Origin of the sequence: Streptomyces sp. NPDC008092, from assembly GCF_042957285.1 — a bacterium.
Classification (GTDB): Bacteria; Actinomycetota; Actinomycetes; order Streptomycetales; family Streptomycetaceae; genus Streptomyces.
This window is the reverse complement of the sequence record NZ_JBIBHY010000002.1, coordinates 830,624-847,234: the sequence shown is the minus strand read 5'-3', so window position 1 is coordinate 847,234 and position 16,611 is coordinate 830,624. Positions and strand designations below refer to the sequence as shown.

The 16,611-nt window shown below is 70.8% G+C and carries 13 protein-coding genes and 4 pseudogenes; 7 read left to right on the top strand and 10 right to left on the bottom strand.

Annotation, left to right across the window (positions count from 1 at the left end):
* Positions 1-124 precede the first annotated feature (124 nt).
* Complete coding sequence (locus ACFZB3_RS08575) at positions 125-2,140, bottom strand: discoidin domain-containing protein (RefSeq protein ID WP_391372083.1); 2,016 nt, start codon at positions 2,138-2,140, stop codon at positions 125-127.
* Positions 2,141-2,467: 327 nt separating this feature from the next.
* Between ACFZB3_RS08575 and ACFZB3_RS08570 the strand changes: the two genes are divergently transcribed.
* Positions 2,468-3,112 (top strand): dihydrofolate reductase family protein, encoded by a 645-nt coding sequence (locus tag ACFZB3_RS08570; RefSeq protein WP_391371718.1) that lies wholly within the window; start codon positions 2,468-2,470, stop codon positions 3,110-3,112.
* A gap of 111 nt (positions 3,113-3,223) precedes the next feature.
* On the opposite strand, the gene ACFZB3_RS08565 is transcribed toward ACFZB3_RS08570, so the two are convergent.
* Complete coding sequence (locus ACFZB3_RS08565) at positions 3,224-5,695, bottom strand: endonuclease/exonuclease/phosphatase family protein (RefSeq protein ID WP_391371715.1); 2,472 nt, start codon at positions 5,693-5,695, stop codon at positions 3,224-3,226.
* Positions 5,696-6,169: 474 nt separating this feature from the next.
* Here ACFZB3_RS08565 and mgrA point away from each other — a divergent pair, with 474 nt between their 5' ends.
* A complete protein-coding gene (gene mgrA / locus ACFZB3_RS08560; protein WP_391371713.1) occupies positions 6,170-7,213 on the top strand; it encodes an L-glyceraldehyde 3-phosphate reductase in 1,044 nt (347 codons plus the stop codon).
* A 307-nt stretch (positions 7,214-7,520) separates the two neighbouring features.
* On the opposite strand, the gene ACFZB3_RS08555 is transcribed toward mgrA, so the two are convergent.
* The 4 genes from ACFZB3_RS08555 to ACFZB3_RS08540 all read right to left on the bottom strand — a co-directional run bounded on the left by ACFZB3_RS08555 (position 7,521) and on the right by ACFZB3_RS08540 (position 10,981).
* Positions 7,521-8,084: a hypothetical protein gene (locus ACFZB3_RS08555; RefSeq protein ID WP_391371710.1), complete on the bottom strand. Its 564-nt coding sequence runs from the start codon at positions 8,082-8,084 to the stop codon at positions 7,521-7,523.
* A 152-nt stretch (positions 8,085-8,236) separates the two neighbouring features.
* Complete coding sequence (locus ACFZB3_RS08550; protein ID WP_391371707.1) at positions 8,237-8,692, bottom strand: DUF1153 domain-containing protein; 456 nt, start codon at positions 8,690-8,692, stop codon at positions 8,237-8,239.
* Positions 8,693-8,863: 171 nt separating this feature from the next.
* Entirely contained in the window at positions 8,864-9,460 is a 597-nt protein-coding gene (locus tag ACFZB3_RS08545) for a hypothetical protein (protein WP_391371705.1), read from the bottom strand.
* Positions 9,461-9,742: 282 nt separating this feature from the next.
* Positions 9,743-10,981 (bottom strand): 4-hydroxybenzoate 3-monooxygenase, encoded by a 1,239-nt coding sequence (locus ACFZB3_RS08540; RefSeq protein WP_391371702.1) that lies wholly within the window; start codon positions 10,979-10,981, stop codon positions 9,743-9,745.
* Between the two features lie 329 nt (positions 10,982-11,310).
* Between ACFZB3_RS08540 and ACFZB3_RS08535 the strand changes: the two genes are divergently transcribed.
* Complete coding sequence (locus tag ACFZB3_RS08535) at positions 11,311-12,099, top strand: methyltransferase domain-containing protein (RefSeq protein ID WP_391371699.1); 789 nt, start codon at positions 11,311-11,313, stop codon at positions 12,097-12,099.
* A gap of 7 nt (positions 12,100-12,106) precedes the next feature.
* Here the strand turns inward: ACFZB3_RS08535 and ACFZB3_RS08530 are convergent.
* The 3 genes and pseudogenes from ACFZB3_RS08530 to ACFZB3_RS08520 form a co-directional block, all read right to left on the bottom strand.
* Positions 12,107-12,443 (bottom strand): annotated as a pseudogene (locus tag ACFZB3_RS08530) (IS630 family transposase); the annotation flags it as partial.
* A gap of 4 nt (positions 12,444-12,447) precedes the next feature.
* Positions 12,448-12,768 (bottom strand): annotated as a pseudogene (locus ACFZB3_RS08525) (M15 family metallopeptidase); the annotation flags it as partial.
* A gap of 77 nt (positions 12,769-12,845) precedes the next feature.
* The gene (locus tag ACFZB3_RS08520) at positions 12,846-13,457 is read right to left on the bottom strand and encodes a TetR family transcriptional regulator (protein ID WP_391371696.1); all 612 of its coding nucleotides are present in this window, start codon (positions 13,455-13,457) and stop codon (positions 12,846-12,848) included.
* Positions 13,458-13,600: 143 nt separating this feature from the next.
* On the opposite strand from ACFZB3_RS08520, the gene ACFZB3_RS08515 reads away from it, so the two are divergent.
* The 4 genes and pseudogenes from ACFZB3_RS08515 (at position 13,601) to ACFZB3_RS08500 (ending at position 16,010) form a co-directional block, all read left to right on the top strand.
* A complete protein-coding gene (locus ACFZB3_RS08515) occupies positions 13,601-14,335 on the top strand; it encodes an SDR family oxidoreductase (protein WP_391371693.1) in 735 nt (244 codons plus the stop codon).
* Between the two features lie 33 nt (positions 14,336-14,368).
* On the top strand, positions 14,369-14,992 hold the full coding sequence (locus tag ACFZB3_RS08510; protein ID WP_391371690.1) for an NAD(P)-binding domain-containing protein: 624 nt from the start codon (positions 14,369-14,371) through the stop codon (positions 14,990-14,992).
* Positions 14,993-15,002: 10 nt separating this feature from the next.
* Positions 15,003-15,359: pseudogene (locus ACFZB3_RS08505) on the top strand (transposase); the annotation flags it as partial.
* 186 nt (positions 15,360-15,545) lie between these two features.
* Entirely contained in the window at positions 15,546-16,010 is a 465-nt protein-coding gene (locus tag ACFZB3_RS08500; protein ID WP_391371687.1) for a calmodulin-binding protein, read from the top strand.
* 84 nt (positions 16,011-16,094) lie between these two features.
* Here the strand turns inward: ACFZB3_RS08500 and ACFZB3_RS08495 are convergent.
* A pseudogene (locus ACFZB3_RS08495) lies at positions 16,095-16,412 on the bottom strand (hypothetical protein); the annotation flags it as partial.
* Positions 16,413-16,611: the final 199 nt, after the last annotated feature.

Genomic DNA, 16,611 nt, shown 5'->3' with positions numbered 1-16,611 from the left:
CCGCGCGAAGCCCGCGCGAAGCCCGCGCGAAGCCGCCCGTCGGCTCGCCCAGGCCCAAGGCCCCAGGCCCCAGGCCTCGGGCCCCGGGCCCCGGGCCGGACGGCCTCGTCCCAGGATCGTCGCCTCAGGCGCTGTGGACCCCGACCTCGTACAGCGAGTACCCCCAGTCGGTGCCGCGGTCGAGGCCGTGGATCCGGACGTAGCGGGCCGGAGTGCCGGTGAACCGGGCCGTGTCCAGGCCGCCGTCGCCGCTCGTGGTGGACCAGGCGGTCTGCCAGTTCGTGCCGTCGGTGGAGAGTTCGACGCGGTACGACTTGCCGTAGGCGCGTTCCCAGTCCAGCGTCACCCGGGAGACGAGGTGGGTGGAGCCCAGGTCGACCTGCCACCACTGGTCGTCGCTCCAGTCGCTGGCCCAGCGGGTGGAGTCGTCGCCGTCCACGGCGCGGCCCGGCTGGTAGCTGGTGAACGGGTTCGACTCGGACGAACTGGCCGTGGCCGGCTGCCCCTTGGCGAGGTTGACGGAGGCCTGGTGCTGTTCGGTGGCCCCCCAGGTGTCGAGGTAGGACTCGGCGCCCCGGAACAGGTCGTTCACCACGTCCTGGCCGCCGACCTGCCGGATGTCCTCGATCCAGTCGGGGATCATGCCGGCGTGGGCCGCGCCGTCGGTGTTGATGTCGAAGGTGCGCTCGCCGGAGGTCTGCCGGTCGATGACGGAGCCGCCGTCGACGCTCCTGAAGGGGTACGTCACCTTGTTCGCCGCGTCCGCGCCGCGCGGGGCCGGGTGGTCGCCGATGCCGTTGAAGTCGGTGCCGTAGCCGTAGCCCACACCGTACTTGTCGCGCAGCGCCTTGGTCCGGGCGGCTTCCGCGACGAAGCCCTCGGAGCCGTGCATGTACTGGGCGACGAAGCCGCCGAGGGAGTAGACCCGCTCGGTCCAGTTCAGGTCCATCCAGCTGTGCGAGGAGATCACGCCGGGGTAGGACGCCGACTCCAGGATGTCGAGGGCCTGGCCGACGGCCTTCACGCCCATGTGGTCGATCTCCAGCATCATCTTGCGCTTCATCATGCCGCGCACGGCGTACTCGCCGAGATCGGTGAGGCCGCGCTTGTTGCACTGTGCGTCCGAGTCGTACGAGGGGACGTCCACGCCCGCCGGCAGATCGGACTCGGCCGCCGAGGAGGCGCTGCCGATCGGGTTGTCGTGCTGCGGGCCGGTGCACTTCTCGGTCTGCCAGAAGGTGCCGGTGGACAGGAACTGGCCGACGTTGATGGCCGTTCCGAGGCCGCCGGAGTCGAAGCGGACGCCGCACAGCGCGTTGTCGAACTTGTGGCAGAGGAACATGGAGCGGACGCCGAGTGCGTAGAGCTCGTCGAGGCCCTTGTCGATGTCCTCCTTGCTGCACTGCGGGATGTCGAGGATCTGCTTGCAGCCGAAGGGTTCGGAGGTCTCGACCCCGAGGACGACGGCGAGTTTGCCCTCCTCGATGACCTGCCGCGCCTGCGCGCTGTCGGTGACGATCCGGAACCAGCCCTTGCCGGTGCCGCCGTACATCTTGTCGATGTACGCCTGGAGCGCGTAGGTCATCTTCGCCTGCAGCCGGATCGAGGTCATCTCGTCACAACTGCGGTCCTTGAAGGGGTAGATGGAGCAGATCATGCCGTTGGTGACGAGGTCGTTGACGAGCACGCGCTGGCCGCCGCGCCAGGCCCGCTCCACCCAGGCGTAGTAGTCGGCCTGGTGCGTCATCGAGTCGTAGGCGGGCCAGTCCTTGAAGGTCGGCCAGCCGACCGGGTCGTGCTTGCCGTCGCCGCCGTGGGTGATGTAGTCGAAGAGCGCGAGGGTGCCGTCCGGGTAGTGCTCGGGGCAGTCCTTGAGGGCGTCGGCGACACCGGCCTCGGAGAAGACCTTGCCGCAGATCAGCCGGCCCCCGAAGGCCTCGTTGCCGAACAGGTGGTTGTGCGCGTCGACGAACCCCCGCACTTCTCCTGCCGAGTCGGTGCCGGTGAACGGCTCGCCGGTGACGTCGATCTGGACGTCCGGGGCGGGTCGTGCGGTCGGGATCCACCACTCGTTGCCGGCCGCGGAGCTCGGGGTCGGCCCGAGGGCCATGGTCAGCACCAGGAGCAGCAGCGCCAGCATGGTGACGTGCTTGCGTCCGCGGTGCGAGCGTCGTCCGGTCGGCGTCACGGTCCACGTCCCTCGGTCGTCGGGAGGGCGCGATTGGCGAAACCATGGGGTTGTCATGAACCGCGCAATACCTGGGACGAGGATCATGCCGCGTGCCGACGGAGTCAAGAGCCCGGGACGCTTGACCTGACATGCCGCCGCAGGGCGCTTCGCGCCAGGTTCGCGACACGCCTCGGAAGAAAGCCGTCTGCCGCTGTCGATCCGGCCGCCTTCCGTTCGACGTCATGATGTGGGGCGCTCGGCCGCACGACGAGGCGACAGGGTTCGGTGAGGATGCGCGTGGATCAACTGCTGAGAGTCATGAACTTCAATGTCTCGGCTGACGGAATCGGTGCCGGTGAGCATCAGAGTCTGGAGCAGCCGTTCGGCCTCGGCCAGGCGGAGCGGCTGTTCGCCTGGGCCGGCGCCACGGCGAGCTGGCCCAGGCGGACGGAGCCCGGCGGGAGCCGGGGCCTGGACGACTACTTCACGCGGGACTTTCCGCGCAACATCGGTGCCGAGATCATGGGCCGCAACAAGTTCGGGCCCCAGCGCGGGCCCTGGCAGGACCACGAGTGGCGCGGCTGGTGGGGCGAGGAACCCCCGTTCCGCACCCCGGTGTTCGTCATGACCCACCACGAGCGTCCCTCGTTCACGCTCTCCGACACCACGTTCCACTTCGTCGACGGTGCCCCGGCCGCGGTTCTCGAACGGGCCCGGGAAGCGGCACGGGGCAAGGACGTCCGGCTCGGCGGCGGGGTCACCACCGTCCGGCAGTTCCTCGACGCCGGCCTCGTGGACACCCTGCACGTGGCGGTGGCGCCGGTGACGCTCGGGTCCGGGCTGCGCCTCTGGGACTCCCCCGACGAGCTGCTCGACCGGTTCCACCTGGAGATAGTGCCCAGCGCGAGCGGCGTGACGCACCACTTGTTCTGGCGAAGGTGACACGAGGACGCCCGGTCCGCCGCCGACAGCGAGTGAGGAGACTCCGCCGGGCGGCGGCTCCACCGTCCCTTGTGGGACGGCCGAGCCGCCGTCGGCCGGGGCGCTGAGCCGTTACGGCTTCACGCGGACGATCTGCGGGTCGTGGTCGCTGGTCTGCGCGGCGAACTCGCTGTTGATGTGCACCACGTCGTAGTCGGCGCCGTGCTTCAGGCCCGGGCTGACCAGGATGTGGTCCAGGACCTGGGAGTTGCCCTCGTAGACGTACGAGTAACGCTCCTTGACCGGCAGGGTGTTCACCAGGTCGGTGAGGATCTCGCCGTTCGCCGTGAGGGAGGTCGCCGCGGGCGAGAACTGGTAGTCGTTCAGGTCGCCCAGGACGACCAGGTCCGCCTTGGGGTCCGCCTTCTCCAGCGACTCGACGAACTCCCGCTCCACCAGGGCCTGTCGGTTGCGCTGCGCCTCGGAGCTGCGGGCCGGCGGCTGGAAACGGCTGTCGATCGCCTGGTCGCCGCCCTTGCTGTTGAAGTGGTTGGCGATCACGAAGAGCGTCTTGCCGCGGAAGGTGAACTCACCGACCAGGGGCTTGCGCGAGGAGGTCCACGCGTCGTCGGTCGGCGCGATCCGGCCCGGGGACGCGGTCAGGTGGGTGTCGGCGCCCGTGCCGGTCACGCCCACGGCGGTGGAGGAGTCGCCGCCGGCACGGTCGGTGAACTGGACGCGGTCCGGGTTGAACAGGAACACCTGGCGGATGTTGCCGCCCGGCTGACCGCCGTCCTTGTCGTTGACGGGGTCGATCTGGCGCCACTCGTAGCGCGGGCCGCCGGCCGCGACGATCGCGTCGACCAGCTTGCCCAGCGTCTTGTCGGCGGCGACCGTGCCGTCGTCGGTGGCGCCGTTGTTGTCCTGGATCTCCTCCAGCGCGACGATGTCGGGCGAACGGAGGTTCGTCACCAGGCCCTTGGCGAGCGCGTCGAACTTCGACTGCGCGTTGCCGGGCGCCAGGTTCTCCACGTTGTACGTGGCGACGCTCACCTGGGAGGCGCTCTGCTTCGCCGTCACCTCGGGCTTGATGTCGCCCGCGCGGACGGTGCCGATGGTGCGGGCCTGGACCGCGTAGGTGCCGGCGAACTGGTTGTAGTCCAGCGGGCCCTCGGTGGTGCCGGCCAGCGTGTCGCCCACGTTCGCCACGGGGAACGCCTGCTGGGCGGTGGGAATCAGCGACTGGACCATGAGGCGGCCGGAGTTGGGCTCGTCGTAGCCCTTGTACAGGGTGCCGCCCCGCTTGGTGGGGTTCTGGTCGGGCTGGACCGTCACCCACAGCTCCGAGTACGGGTCCGTTGCGCCGACCACCCGGCTGCTGCCGATGCGGACGTTCATGCCCTCCAGCGACTCGTAGGTGTCGAGGGCGTACTCGTCGGGGCGCAGCGGCAGGTTCTCGATGCTCGCGCCGCCCGCCTGCGGGGCGAACTGCTCGGGCACCGAGTGCTCGTCGAGGACGACCGGGGCCGGCACGGCGTTGCCGCTCGACACGACGTTCACGGTGGCCTTGGTCAGCTCGGTGACGGACTGTATACCGGTGTCCTGGCCGCCCGGGTAGTACTCCTGGACCGTGGCGTCGAGGGAGACGCTGTCGCCGACCTTCACGGTGGGCGTGGTCGAACCGGTGAAGACGAAGATGCCCTCGCTGGTGCGCGGGTCGGCGTCGGGGGTCGGGTCCTGGACCCAGTAGCCCTGCGAGGAGCCGTAGGCGCGGACGCCCGTGACGATGCCGGTGACACCGGAGACGGCCTTGCCGTTGAGCGGCGAGATGCGCGTGTCGCCCTGGATGTCGTGGATCTTCGCCGGGGTGGCCGGCGGGGTGGTGGCGGGCGGCGTGGTCGCCGGGTCGGTCGGGGTCGTGCCGCCGCCGGTGTCCCCGGTGTTCTGCGGGGACGGGTCGCCCGCGGTGAAGTCCGCGGCGTTGTCGTCGGTGTCGGCGAGGGTGGCCGCGCGCGCCACGGAGGCCGTGTTGCTGGCGCCAGCCGCGGCGCCGTTGCCCTCGTGCACCACGGCGGTGCCGAAGCCGACCAGGTCCTTGACCCGCGAGTCGGCCTGGCAGTCGGCGGCGGTGAGGCAGGTCAGCGGGTCACTGCCGGTGACCAGCGCGATGGTGCCGTTGGTGCCGGACATGTTGATCGAGCCGGTCGCGTCCGGCGTCGGCAGCGCCTTGGTACCGCCCGCGCCCGCGGCCTCCTGGACCAGGTAGCGGCCGCCGCCGGCGAGCGAGCCGGTGAGCGGGGTCGACTGCCACTTGGACGAGGCGGTCGGCGCGCCCGGCAGGTACTGGACGCTGTAGCCGCTCAGGTCGACCGAGCCGCTGCCGGCGTTGGCCAGCTCGACGAAGTCGTTGGTGTACGTGGCGCCCGAGTTGCCGCCGCCTCCGTAGACCTCGGCGATCAGGGCCTCGTGCGAGGCGGCCATGGCGTTGATGCTCAGACCGGCCGTGGCGAGCACGACGGCGCCCGCGATGCCGTAGGGCAGGGCCCGCTTGCGTCTGGAGCGCTGCTGACGCGGCTCGGCGGCCTCGGAAGAGGGGTGCGACACGGAGGGGTCTCCTTCAGACAGACGGCGTGACGTGGGTACATGGGCGCACCGGGTCCGCCCGGGCGTACGACCAGCCAAGATACGCGCGTAGACAACGCGGCCCCAGCACTTGGGAGATGAACTCTGGGACACAAACGGCGGTCCGGTATTCCGGTTCGGTGACGTGCTGTTCGCGTCTGTCCCGGCCGCGCGGTGCGGACCCACGGGAACGTGCTGTGGCGAGGCAGCCGGGCGAGGTCGCCGGCCCGGCTGCCCGCGCCGACGGCTCAGCTCGACGGCGGCCGTGGAGGCCCCGCCGGCTGTCGGTCGGTTCACCCGCAGCGGCCACGGCTTGCTCCGCGCGGCACCCTTTGAGAAACGACACCGATGAATGCGATGTGCGTGAGCTGTTGGACTCGGAAATCGAGCCGGGGCACAGTAGGCACGTTCACCCCCCGAACAGCACGAAACCCACTGTCACCTGCGGAGACCCCCATGAACCACGTCGCGGACCCCGAGCGGTACAACGGCACGATGCGCTACCGGCGCACCGGGCGTTCGGGCCTCGACCTGCCCGTCCTGTCCCTGGGCTACTGGCACAACTTCGGCGACGACCGGTCGTTCGAGAGCCAGCGGGACATCGCCCTGCGCGCCTTCGACCTCGGCATCACCCACCACGACCTGGCCAACAACTACGGCCCGCCCTACGGCTCCGCGGAACTCAACTTCGGGCGGCTGCTGAAGCAGGACCTCGCGCCGTACCGGGACGAGCTGGTCGTCTCCACGAAGGCCGGCTGGGACATGTGGCCCGGCCCCTACGGCCAGGGCGGTGGCTCCCGCAAGTACCTGCTGGCCTCCCTCGACCAGTCCCTGCGGCGCACCGGCCTCGACTACGTCGACATCTTCTACTCGCACCGCCTCGACGCCGGCACGCCCCTGGAGGAGACGATGGGCGCGCTGGACACGGCCGTCCGCCAGGGCAAGGCCCTGTACGTCGGGATCTCCTCCTACGACGCCGAGCGCACCCGGCAGGCCGCCGCGATCCTGCGGGAGCTGGGAACGCCTCTCCTCATCCACCAGCCGTCGTACAGCATGGTGAACCGCTGGATCGAGACGGACGGGCTGCTCGACGCGGCGCAGGAGGAGGGCTTCGGCGTCATCGGGTTCACGGCGCTCGCGCAGGGCCTGCTCACCGGGCGTTACCTCGACGGCATCCCGGAGGGCTCGCGGGCCGCGGCCGGCACGTCGTTCGACACGGGCTGGCTGTCGGACGACATGCTGAACAGGCTCCGCGCCCTCAACGCCATCGCCGAGCGCCGTGGGCAGACCCTCGCGCAGATGGCACTCGCCTGGGCACTGCGTGACAGGCGGGTCACCTCGCTGGTCATCGGCGCCTCCCGTACCGAGCAGCTCACCCAGAACGTCGCCGCGCTGGAGAACCTGGAGTTCACCGCCGAGGAGCTGGCCGAGATCGACACGTACGCCGTCGAGGGCGGCGTCGACCTGTGGCACGACGCCCGGACCGGACTGATGAACTGAGGCCGTAAACGCCTGAACTGAGGCCGTACACGCGTCGGCCGACGGCCTGTGCGACGGTCGGCGCGTCCCTGGTTCCGGCGGCCGGCAGGAACGCGCCTGCCAGGCGCAGGGGGGTGCTGCTCCGGTCTCCCGATGGCGGTAGCGGGCCTCGTGTCGCGCGGTCGGGCGACGGCGAGCGAGCGCAACGTGGCGCGGACGTGGAGGGGGTGTCCGTAGTCGCGGTGGGCGTCGGCGGTCCAGGGCTGTCGGACAGCGGCCACCGTGCGGCCGACGTGGTCGGTCCGGTCGATGGCCGGTGCGTGGTTCATCAGCCGGTGCCGCCCGTGCCGCCGTCGCCGCCGCGGCCGCCGGTCTCGCAGCCGAGCCCGAGGCAGATCCCACCGCCGCCGCCCGTGCCGCCGCGGCCACCGTCGCCGGTGCCGGCCGCGGCTCCGCCCGTGCCGCCCGTGCCGCCGTTGGCGCTGCCGCCGCAGATCCCCGCGCATATCCCGCCCGCGCCGCCGGTGCCGCCCTCGCGGCCGGGCTTGCCGGTCGTGCCGGTGCCGCCGTTGGCGCTGCCGTTGCACAGTCCGGCGCAGATCCCGCCCTGGCCGCCGTTGCTCCCGTTGACGGTCGCGTTGCAGTTGCCCGCACACACCCGGTCGCCGATCCGCACACTGCCGTCGCCCGCCTTTACGGGCCCGAGCAGGCCGATGCCGCCGCCCGGCCGGGCACTGTCGGCGGGAAGCTGCCGGGCGGCCGCCACGGCCGGGCGGCTCTGCGGTACCGGCGCCGCCATCGCGGCCGGGGCCAGCGCACCGGCCGTGACACCGGCGGTCAGAGCGGCCGCGGCCGTGAGACCGAGACGGACCTTCCAAGAACGCATACGCATGGCATTCCTCTTTCCGAAGAACTGTTTTTCGTGGTGCGGTTTCCGCTGTATCGAATAAACCCGGTCATGGGCCGTGCCGTCACGGTCCGGGAACTCGGGGCTTGACAGAAACGCCCCGGCCCGCATCGGGCCGGGGCGTCGCGGGAATTTCCTCAGGAGCCGAAGAGGGAATCCAGTCCCAGCAGCGCGGCCCAGTCCCCGTCGCGCAGCTGCTTGTCCCAGGTGTCGAACTCCTTCTCGGAGATCTTGTACTTCTTGACGATCTCGGCCTTCTTCGCCTGCCCGGACTCCACGGTCAGCACGATCCGTGCCTTGTCCAGACCCGTCAGCTCCGACTTGGGCTTGTCGGGCAGGTCGTCGAACCTGAAGCAGCCGGGCTTTCCGGGCTTGCCAGGTTCTCCCGGCTGACCGGGAGCGCCGCCCTTCCCGCCCTCGCCGCCCTTCCCGCCCTCGCCGCCCTTCCCGCAGTGGGACGGGGTGGCCGGGGCCGTCAGGCTGGTTCCTGGGGTGACACCCGGTGCCGCCTGGGCGGCGCACGCGGTGCCGGTGGCGAGGGCCAGCGAGGCCACCGCCAGGACGAGCGGACGCTGCCAGCGAGTTCTGGACATGGGGTTCTCCGTTTTCCTTGATCGGGCTTGTGGTTCTGCGGGCACTGCGCCGGCCGCTCGGCTCCGCACACCGGTCCATGAGGTGCGGGGGTGGGGGTGGGGTGGGAGGTAGGGGGGCCGACGGTGGGGGCGGAGGCCGTGTGGGCCTTCGCCCCCACCGGGGCGAGACGGTCAGAAGATGCTGCCGCCGCCGGCGCCACCGGCACCGCCCAGGCCGCCGAAGAGGACCCCGAGCCCGCCGGCGCCGCCCTTGCCGCCGTTGCCGCCCTGGAAGACACCGAAGCCGCCGTTGCCGCCCTTGCCTCCGTTGCCGCCCTGGAGGAGGCCGGAACCACCGGAGCCACCGGACCCGGCGCTGCCGCCGAACAGGCCGGAGCCTCCGTTGCCGCCCGAGCCGCCGTTGCCGCCGATCACACCGTCACCGCCGCCACCACCGCCGCCGCCACCACCGCCGGACAGGATGCCGTTGCCTCCGTTGCCGCCCTTGCCGCCGTCGCCGCCGATGCCCAGGACGCTGCCGCCGCCGGAGCCGCCGGAACCCCCGCCACCGCCGATCAGACCGCCGCCTCCGGCACCTCCGTCACCGCCGGCGCCACCGCCCTGGACGAAGCTCACGGCATGCGCGGCGGGCATCGGGGCGGCCACCGCGGCGGACGCCGGAATGATGACGCCCCCGGTGATCAGCGCGGCCGAGGCGGCGAGTGCCGCGAGGCCAAAGCCCCGGCGCTTGGAAGGGATACCGTTGCGGGTGCGAAAAATACGGGACATGATTTCTCTCCTGTCGATACACGGGATACACGGGATACACGGGTTCGCGGTTTCCAGCGGAATTGGAAATCTCCTCTTGGGATTCCCGTCCCACCGATCTGCCTCTTTCGTCTTCCGGATTTCCGTTCCGGTGAGGCCCGCACTTCAAGTAAGCCCCGCGGGCACCGCAGGGTCACGTTCCGAGGGATCGTGACTCGACCCGGCGGGACGAATCAGGTAATGCACACAAAACGGGCACCGCGAGGCGGCCGCGCCCGGCTCAGGACGTTCCCGTGGGGGTGGTCAGCGACCGGTGGAGGCGGGGCGCTCCTCGGCCGGGTCCAGGCCGGCCATGAGTTCCGCGAAGGCCCGCACGGCCGCCGGGGAGGTGAAGAGCCGGTCGAGGCGGGCCCGGGCCAGACGGTGCAGGAACGGACCGCAGTAGGTGCTGTCGCCGGCGTCGTGGACCGTCCGGGTCAGCCAGTGGGAGAACTCCTGGTCGCTCCAGACGCGGCGCAGGCAGCGCTCGGAGTAGGTGCGCAGTGCGGTGTCGTCCCCGTCGCGGACGTGGTCGCGGACTGCGCGGGCGAAGAGGTCTGCGTCGTACAGGGCGAGGTTCATGCCCTTGCCGCCCATCGGGGAAAGGATGTGCGCGGCATCCCCGACGAGGAACAGGCGGCCGTTCTGCATGGGGTCGGTCACGAGACTGCGCAGCCGGAAGGTCTCGCGGTCGGTGACCGGTCCCGAGGCCAGGGCGGGATCGCCGAGCCGGGTCCGCAGCGCGTCCCAGACCCGGTCGTCGGGCCACGCGGCGGGGAGGTCGCCGGGCGGGCACTGGAGGTAGTAGCGGCTGCTGTGCGGCCCCCGCGGGAAGTGCGCGGCGAAGCCCTGCGCGCTCACGGCGAGCAGGGGGTGGGCGGGCGGCGGGGCGTCGGCGAGGACGGTGAGCCAGCCGATGCCGTGGTCGAAGGTGTGGGCGGTGAGGTGGCCGCCGGGCACGGCGGTGCGGGTGACACCGTGGTCACCGTCGCAGCCGGCGACGAAGTCGCAGGTGATCGCGTGCGGGGTGCCGTCGGCGGAGCGGTAGCGGACCACCGGGCGCTCCCCCGTCAGTCCGTGCAGGGTGACATCGGCCGCCTCGTAGCGCAGGTCGCCGCCGTCGGCGAGGTGTGCGGCGGTGAGCCTTTGCACGAGGACCTGCTGGGGACACAGCCGCGCCCCGGAGCCCTCACCGCCACCGCTGTCGTCGACGAGGTGGCTCACGCCGTCCACCCGGAACTCCAGGATGCCGTCGTGCGGCGGCCCGTCCAGCACCAGGCCGGCCAGCCCCCAGGACTCGAACATCCGCACGGCGCGGGCCTCCACGATGCCGGCCCGCTGCCGCTGCGCCACATGCTCACGGCTGCGGCGCTCCAGGACGACGCAGTCCACGCCGGACCGGCGCAGCAGAGCGGCAACGGTCAGCCCGGCCGGGCCCGCGCCGACCACCACCACGGTCGCGGACTCCCGCACCTCGTCCAACTGCCGCTGCGTCTCGGCCACTTGGCACCTCCGGAGCCAGCGTAGCCGCGCAACGGGCGGGCTGGCCCGCGGCCGCACGAGTTGCCGTTCCCGCGGCATGAGGCGGGTGCAGGCGGGCGAAGGCGTGTGGGACCGCGCGGCGGGCGGTCACCGGCGACCACGAGGCGAACACGTCGGACAGGCGCGGGCGGCGGTGTCGACGGGCGGGACAGGGACCCGCAACGAACGACGCGACGCCGACGCAGCCTGCCAGAAGCACCCATCACGCGGCGGGCGTGCCAATCCGGCGGTCGCCGGTCCGGCGGCGACCGGGCGGGAACCGAACTGATGCAGCACACGTCTCCCGCACCATGATCTCCAACGAGCCCCAAGAGCACGCGAGTTCCACCGGACTCACCTCGGCGTCCACGGTGACTGGGGGTCGGCCGCAGGTCAACGACTACAACAGCTTCGCCGAGGCGTACACGGCCGAGAACGAAACCAACCTCATCAACGCCCACTACGAACGGCCCGCGATGCTGGCCCTCGCCGGAGACGTGGCCGGCCGCCGGATCCTAGACGCCGGCTGCGGTTCCGGGCCCCTGTCCGCGGCACTGCGCGACCGTGGCGCCGTCGTGAGCGGCTTCGACGCGAGTGCCGGGATGCTGGAGCTGGCCCGACGGCGGCTCGGCGACGGTGCGGACCTGCGAGTGGCGGACCTGGGCAGGCCGCTTCCTTACGCTGATGACACGTTCGACGACGTGGTCGCGTCTCTGGTGCTGCACTACCTGGAGGACTGGGGGCCGGCGCTGGCCGAGCTGCGGCGCGTGCTCAAGCCCGGCGGTCGGCTGATCGCGTCTGTCGACCATCCCTTTGCCATCAACCTCATGCACCGCCAGGCCGGCCGCGAGACCGAGTACCGGTATTTCGACACCAGCAACTGGTCCGAAGAGTGGACCATGGGCGGCCGGACCGCGCTGATGAGCTTCTGGCACAGGCCGCTGCACGCGATGACCGAGGCTTTCACCGGGGCCGGTTTCCGGATAACGACCATCAGCGAGCCGGAGCCCGATCCGGCCGCCCGCGAACTGTTCCCCGAAGTCATCGCGGAGAAGCCGCGCTTCCTCTGCTTCCTGTTCTTCGTCCTGCACGCCGACTAGTGGCGCATCAGGCAACGTTCGCCCTGTCCACGACCGCGCATAGGCGTTCGTCGGCGGCGTGCTTGTTCCGCCGGATGACGTAGCGGCGGATCATGCTGCCCGGCTCCTTGTGGCTGGCATGGTCGGTACCGTCCAGCGCGAAATGGCGCGCAGGGCGGTGAACTGTGCCTCGATACGGTTCAGGATCGGCAGCACTCCAGGAACCTCGTCCGGTTCTTGTTCGGCTTGATGTGGCCGTAGAGCTTGTCCCGGGCCAGGTCATAGGCGGCGAACAGGTGCCGGACCCCGTACGGGCGCGTGTAGGTCGCCCGTCGGCGCGGCCTCGGCTCCCGACCGGGGTCCTTTGACTCAACCGAGGTTCCTGGGCCCGTACATCGTGCTGTCCGCTCCGGCGGCAAGAGCCCAGTAGCGGTCACCGAAAGACCAGTGCCACCACTCGGTGGGGTAGTTCACCAGCCCCGCAGCGGTCAGTGCGTCGGCGAGCAGCCGACAGCCGGCTCGCGCTTCGGAGCCGATGTCGGCGGCGTCCGTACAACAGCCGCCTTCGCTCTCTTCCGGGCCGGCATTCACCCGGGTTCGCATGTCGAGTTCCCGCCCGTCGGCGGAGACGAGAGTGAGGTCCACCGCGGCACCGGCGCTGTTCGGGGCGATCTCCGGTGGAGATGCGTACGGGCGGGTGGTGTCGCGTGCCAGCGGGTGCAGCCGCGCGACCGGCAGCGCGACCGGCCCGGCCGCGGAGTGCCAAGTCAGCTCGCCGCTTCCTCCCGGCGCCGGTCATCGCCGGCTGCGGCGGGGATCGCGTTGTCGATGAGGACGGCGGCGATGGCGGCGGCGGTGGGGAAGGCGTCGGCGTTGACGACCCTGGTCCGGGCCGCGGCGCCGTCGATGAGCAGCGCGAGTTGCTCGCCGAGTTGTTCAGGGTCGGCGGCGCCGGCTTCGCGTGCGGTGTCGGCGAACCGCGCGGCGACGGCCTTCTTGTAGTCGCGCGCGTACTGGGATGCGGGGTGCTGGGGGTCGTGGAGTTCCACGGCGGCCGCGATGTAGGGGCACAGGGGGGTGGTGGAGGGGATGTCGAAGGCGGCGAGGAGCCGTTCGCGGGGCGTGAGGTCGGCGCGGTCGAACACGCCGGACAGAACGGTGGGGTCGAACCGGCGCAGGTACTCGGCGACGAGTTCGTCCTTGCCGGAGAAGTGCTGGTAGGCCGTGCGCTTGGACACCTCGGCGGCCGCGCACAGCTGGTCCATGCCGGTGCGGTTGATGCCCTGTTCACGGAACAGCTGCTGGGACGCGCCGAGGATGCGCTCGCGGGCGCCCCGGCCGCGGCGGCGGCCCGTGGGGCCCTTCTCCAACTCCGTCATGCGGCCATCGTACCCCGATGGGTAACGACCGGTGTACATAGCTTGCATCCCCGCCACCCGCCTCGTACGGTAAGCACACAGGGCGGTGTACATAACTCCGTCATCCCAGGTGCACACGGCACCACCGATCCAAGGGAGCGACTGTGGGAAAGCTGGACGGCAAGGTCGCGGTCATCACCGGCGGCACCACCGGTATGGCACTGGCCGGCGCGAAGCTGTTCGTCGACGAGGGAGCGCACGTCTTCATCACCGGCCGCCGCCAGGACGCCCTGGACGAGGCCGTGAAGCAGATCGGCCGCAACGTCACCGGCGTCCAGGGCGACGCCGCCGACCTGGACGACCTGGACCGCCTGTACGACACCGTCAAGCGGGAGAAGGGCAGCCTCGACGTGCTGTGGGCCAGCGCCGGCGGGGGCGAGCCCGCCCCGCTCGGCGAGATCACCGAGGCCCACTTCGACGCCGCGTTCCACCTCAACGCCCGCGGCACCCTCTTCACCGTCCAGAAGGCCCTCCCGCTCTTCAACGACGGCGGCTCCATCCTCATGACCGGCTCCAACGCCTCCCTGGGCGCCTTCCCCGGCTGGAGCGTCTACGCCGGCAGCAAGGCCGTCCTGCAGGCCTGGGCCCGCGTCTGGCTCAACGAGCTCAAGGAACGCCGCATCCGCGTCAACGTCCTGACCCCCGGCCAGGTCGCCACCGCCAAGCAGGAAGAACTCTTCGACGAGGCCACCAAGCGCCAGTTCGAGTCCCTCATCCCCCGCGGGCAGATGGGCCGCCCCGACGAAATCGCCACCGCCGCCCTCTTCCTCGCCTCCGACGACTCCAGCTACGTCAACGGCATGGAACTCGTCGCCGACGGCGGCACCACCGCCATCTGAACCGGACAGCACACGACCAGGGCAGGGCATCTCATGAGCAGCATCAGCATCATCGGCACCGGGAACATGGCCCGCACCATCGGCGCGCGGGCGGTCGCCGGCGGCAACACCGTCGAGGTCATGGGCCGCGACCAGTCCAAGGCCGCCGACCTGGCCAAGGCGCTCGGCGGCGGCGCCACGACAGGAGAATGGGGCACCGCCCCGGCCGGGGACATCGTCATCGTGGCCCTGTTGTACGACGGTGTCGTGCCCGCCGTCGCCCAGTACGGAGACGCTCTCGCGGGCAAGGTCATCGTCGACATCAGCAATCCCTTCAATTCCACCTTCGACGGGCTGGCCCACCGCGAAAAGACCTCGATCGCACAGGAAGTCGCCAAGGCGGCCCCGGCCAGTGCCAGCGTGGTGAAGGCGTTCAACACCGTCTTCCGCCAGGTCCTGGAGAAGGGCCGACCCGACGTCTTCATCGCCGGCGACGATGCGCAGGCCAAGGCAAGCGTGGAGGCGTTCGTCGAGAGCCTCGGGCTGCGTCCGCTGGACGTCGGCGGCCTCAAAATGGCGCACTGGCTGGAAGGAGCGGGCGTGATCACGGTGGGCCTCGCCAACCACGGGGTGGGGAACTTGGACTTCTCCCTCGGCATCACCGAACTTCCCGCCTGAGCAAACGGTTGACCGACCCCAGTTTCTGCCGCTGCGTGATGCAATCCCGCAGGCCCGCGGCCGGGTCGGCCGTCCCCGCCACAAACCCGGCTCGCTGTTCGCCGACCGCGGCTACGACCACGACATCCACCGCGACCAGATCCGCGCCCTCGGCATCATGCCCGCGATCGCCCGCCGCGGCACCCGGCACGGCACCGGACTGGGCACCTACCGCTGGGGCGTGGAGAGAAGTCTTGCGTGGCTGCACGGCTTCCGACGTCCACGCATCCGCTGGGAACGGCGAGCCGACATCCACGAAGCGTTCCTCGAACTCGCCTGCCGCCTCATCACCCACCGACAGGTGCCTGTCTTGACCTGCCCGTCTTGACCTGCCCGGCGGCCTGCGGCCCCTGCGCGACAAGCACGCCACGGACGAATGCCAGGGGCCCGCAGGGCGGGGCTGGGGCCGTCACCCTTGCGACATCAGTTCTGCTTCAGATTTACAATGTGTAACTGATCCAATACTCCTTGTGTTCGTCGTCAAATGTGCGACGCCCGGACCGAGGAGAACCCCATGCGACGTGTGTTCACCAAGGCGGCCGGCCTGGCCGCCGTCGGCCTGCTGGCCTTCGCCACTGCCCAGCCCGCCCAGGCCGGCACCCTCAGCAACCAGCCCGGCCGCGCCGCCGCCGAGAGCCCCGCGTACTTCGTCATGACCGACATCACGCGGGAGGAGTTCGTCGTCAAGCTGACCAAGCCCGGCGACATCGAGCACGCCCGGGAACTCGTCAGCGGGGAGACCACCGACCGCCCCCACCTGGCCGCGCGGATCGTCAAGCGGACGGCCGTCTACAACCCGCGCTGGAGCTACCACACCAACCCCGACACCACGGAATTCTTCGACTATCACATCGAAGTCTGTGACGCGACCATCCCGTACGTCGAAGACAACGTCGACGAAGCCGGCGGCCCCTTCCTGCCCGGCCTGTACTGGTGCGACTGGACCTCGCGCCTCATCAGGGAAATCCCCGCCCCGTAGGTAACCAACCGGGCGGGCCGACGCCACACCCCCACAACGCCCCGCCCGTGCAAGGCTGATCGGGCCGACCGTTCGCGGTCGGCCCGAACGCATGCGCACTCCCCGCTCAACCGGTGCCCGCACCTTGGACAGCGCCCGGTTGACGGTCTGTTCGGTGAGTGACAACTCGCCTCCCACGGGCCGTCTGGCCGGTGTGGTCACCCACGCGCCACCACCGATGTAGCCGAACTCTGCCGCGATCCGCGTGAGGGGCTCGTGCTCACGCGGATACACCAGAGCGACCAGCGCACGTTGGTGCAGTGGGAGCTTGCAGCGGCGGTCGCCCTCGGGGGTGACGATGAACATCGTGAGCCACTCGATGAGCGCATGGGGCAGGCCGAGTGCGGCAGGATGGGTGGCCAACAGGGCTACTGCGCCGATGGGTTGAGACTTCGAACATCTCCCTCGACGGCGCAGGAGCCTTGTGCGTTGTGGCCACGGCACCTGTCACCTGCGGTGGCCACCCTGAAAAACCTCACTCGTAACAGCGGGCCGCCTTCCCATCGTCGGCTGGGGCCACACGCGACCGGAAACCGGGGCCGCCTCAAGCCGGAACACAGCC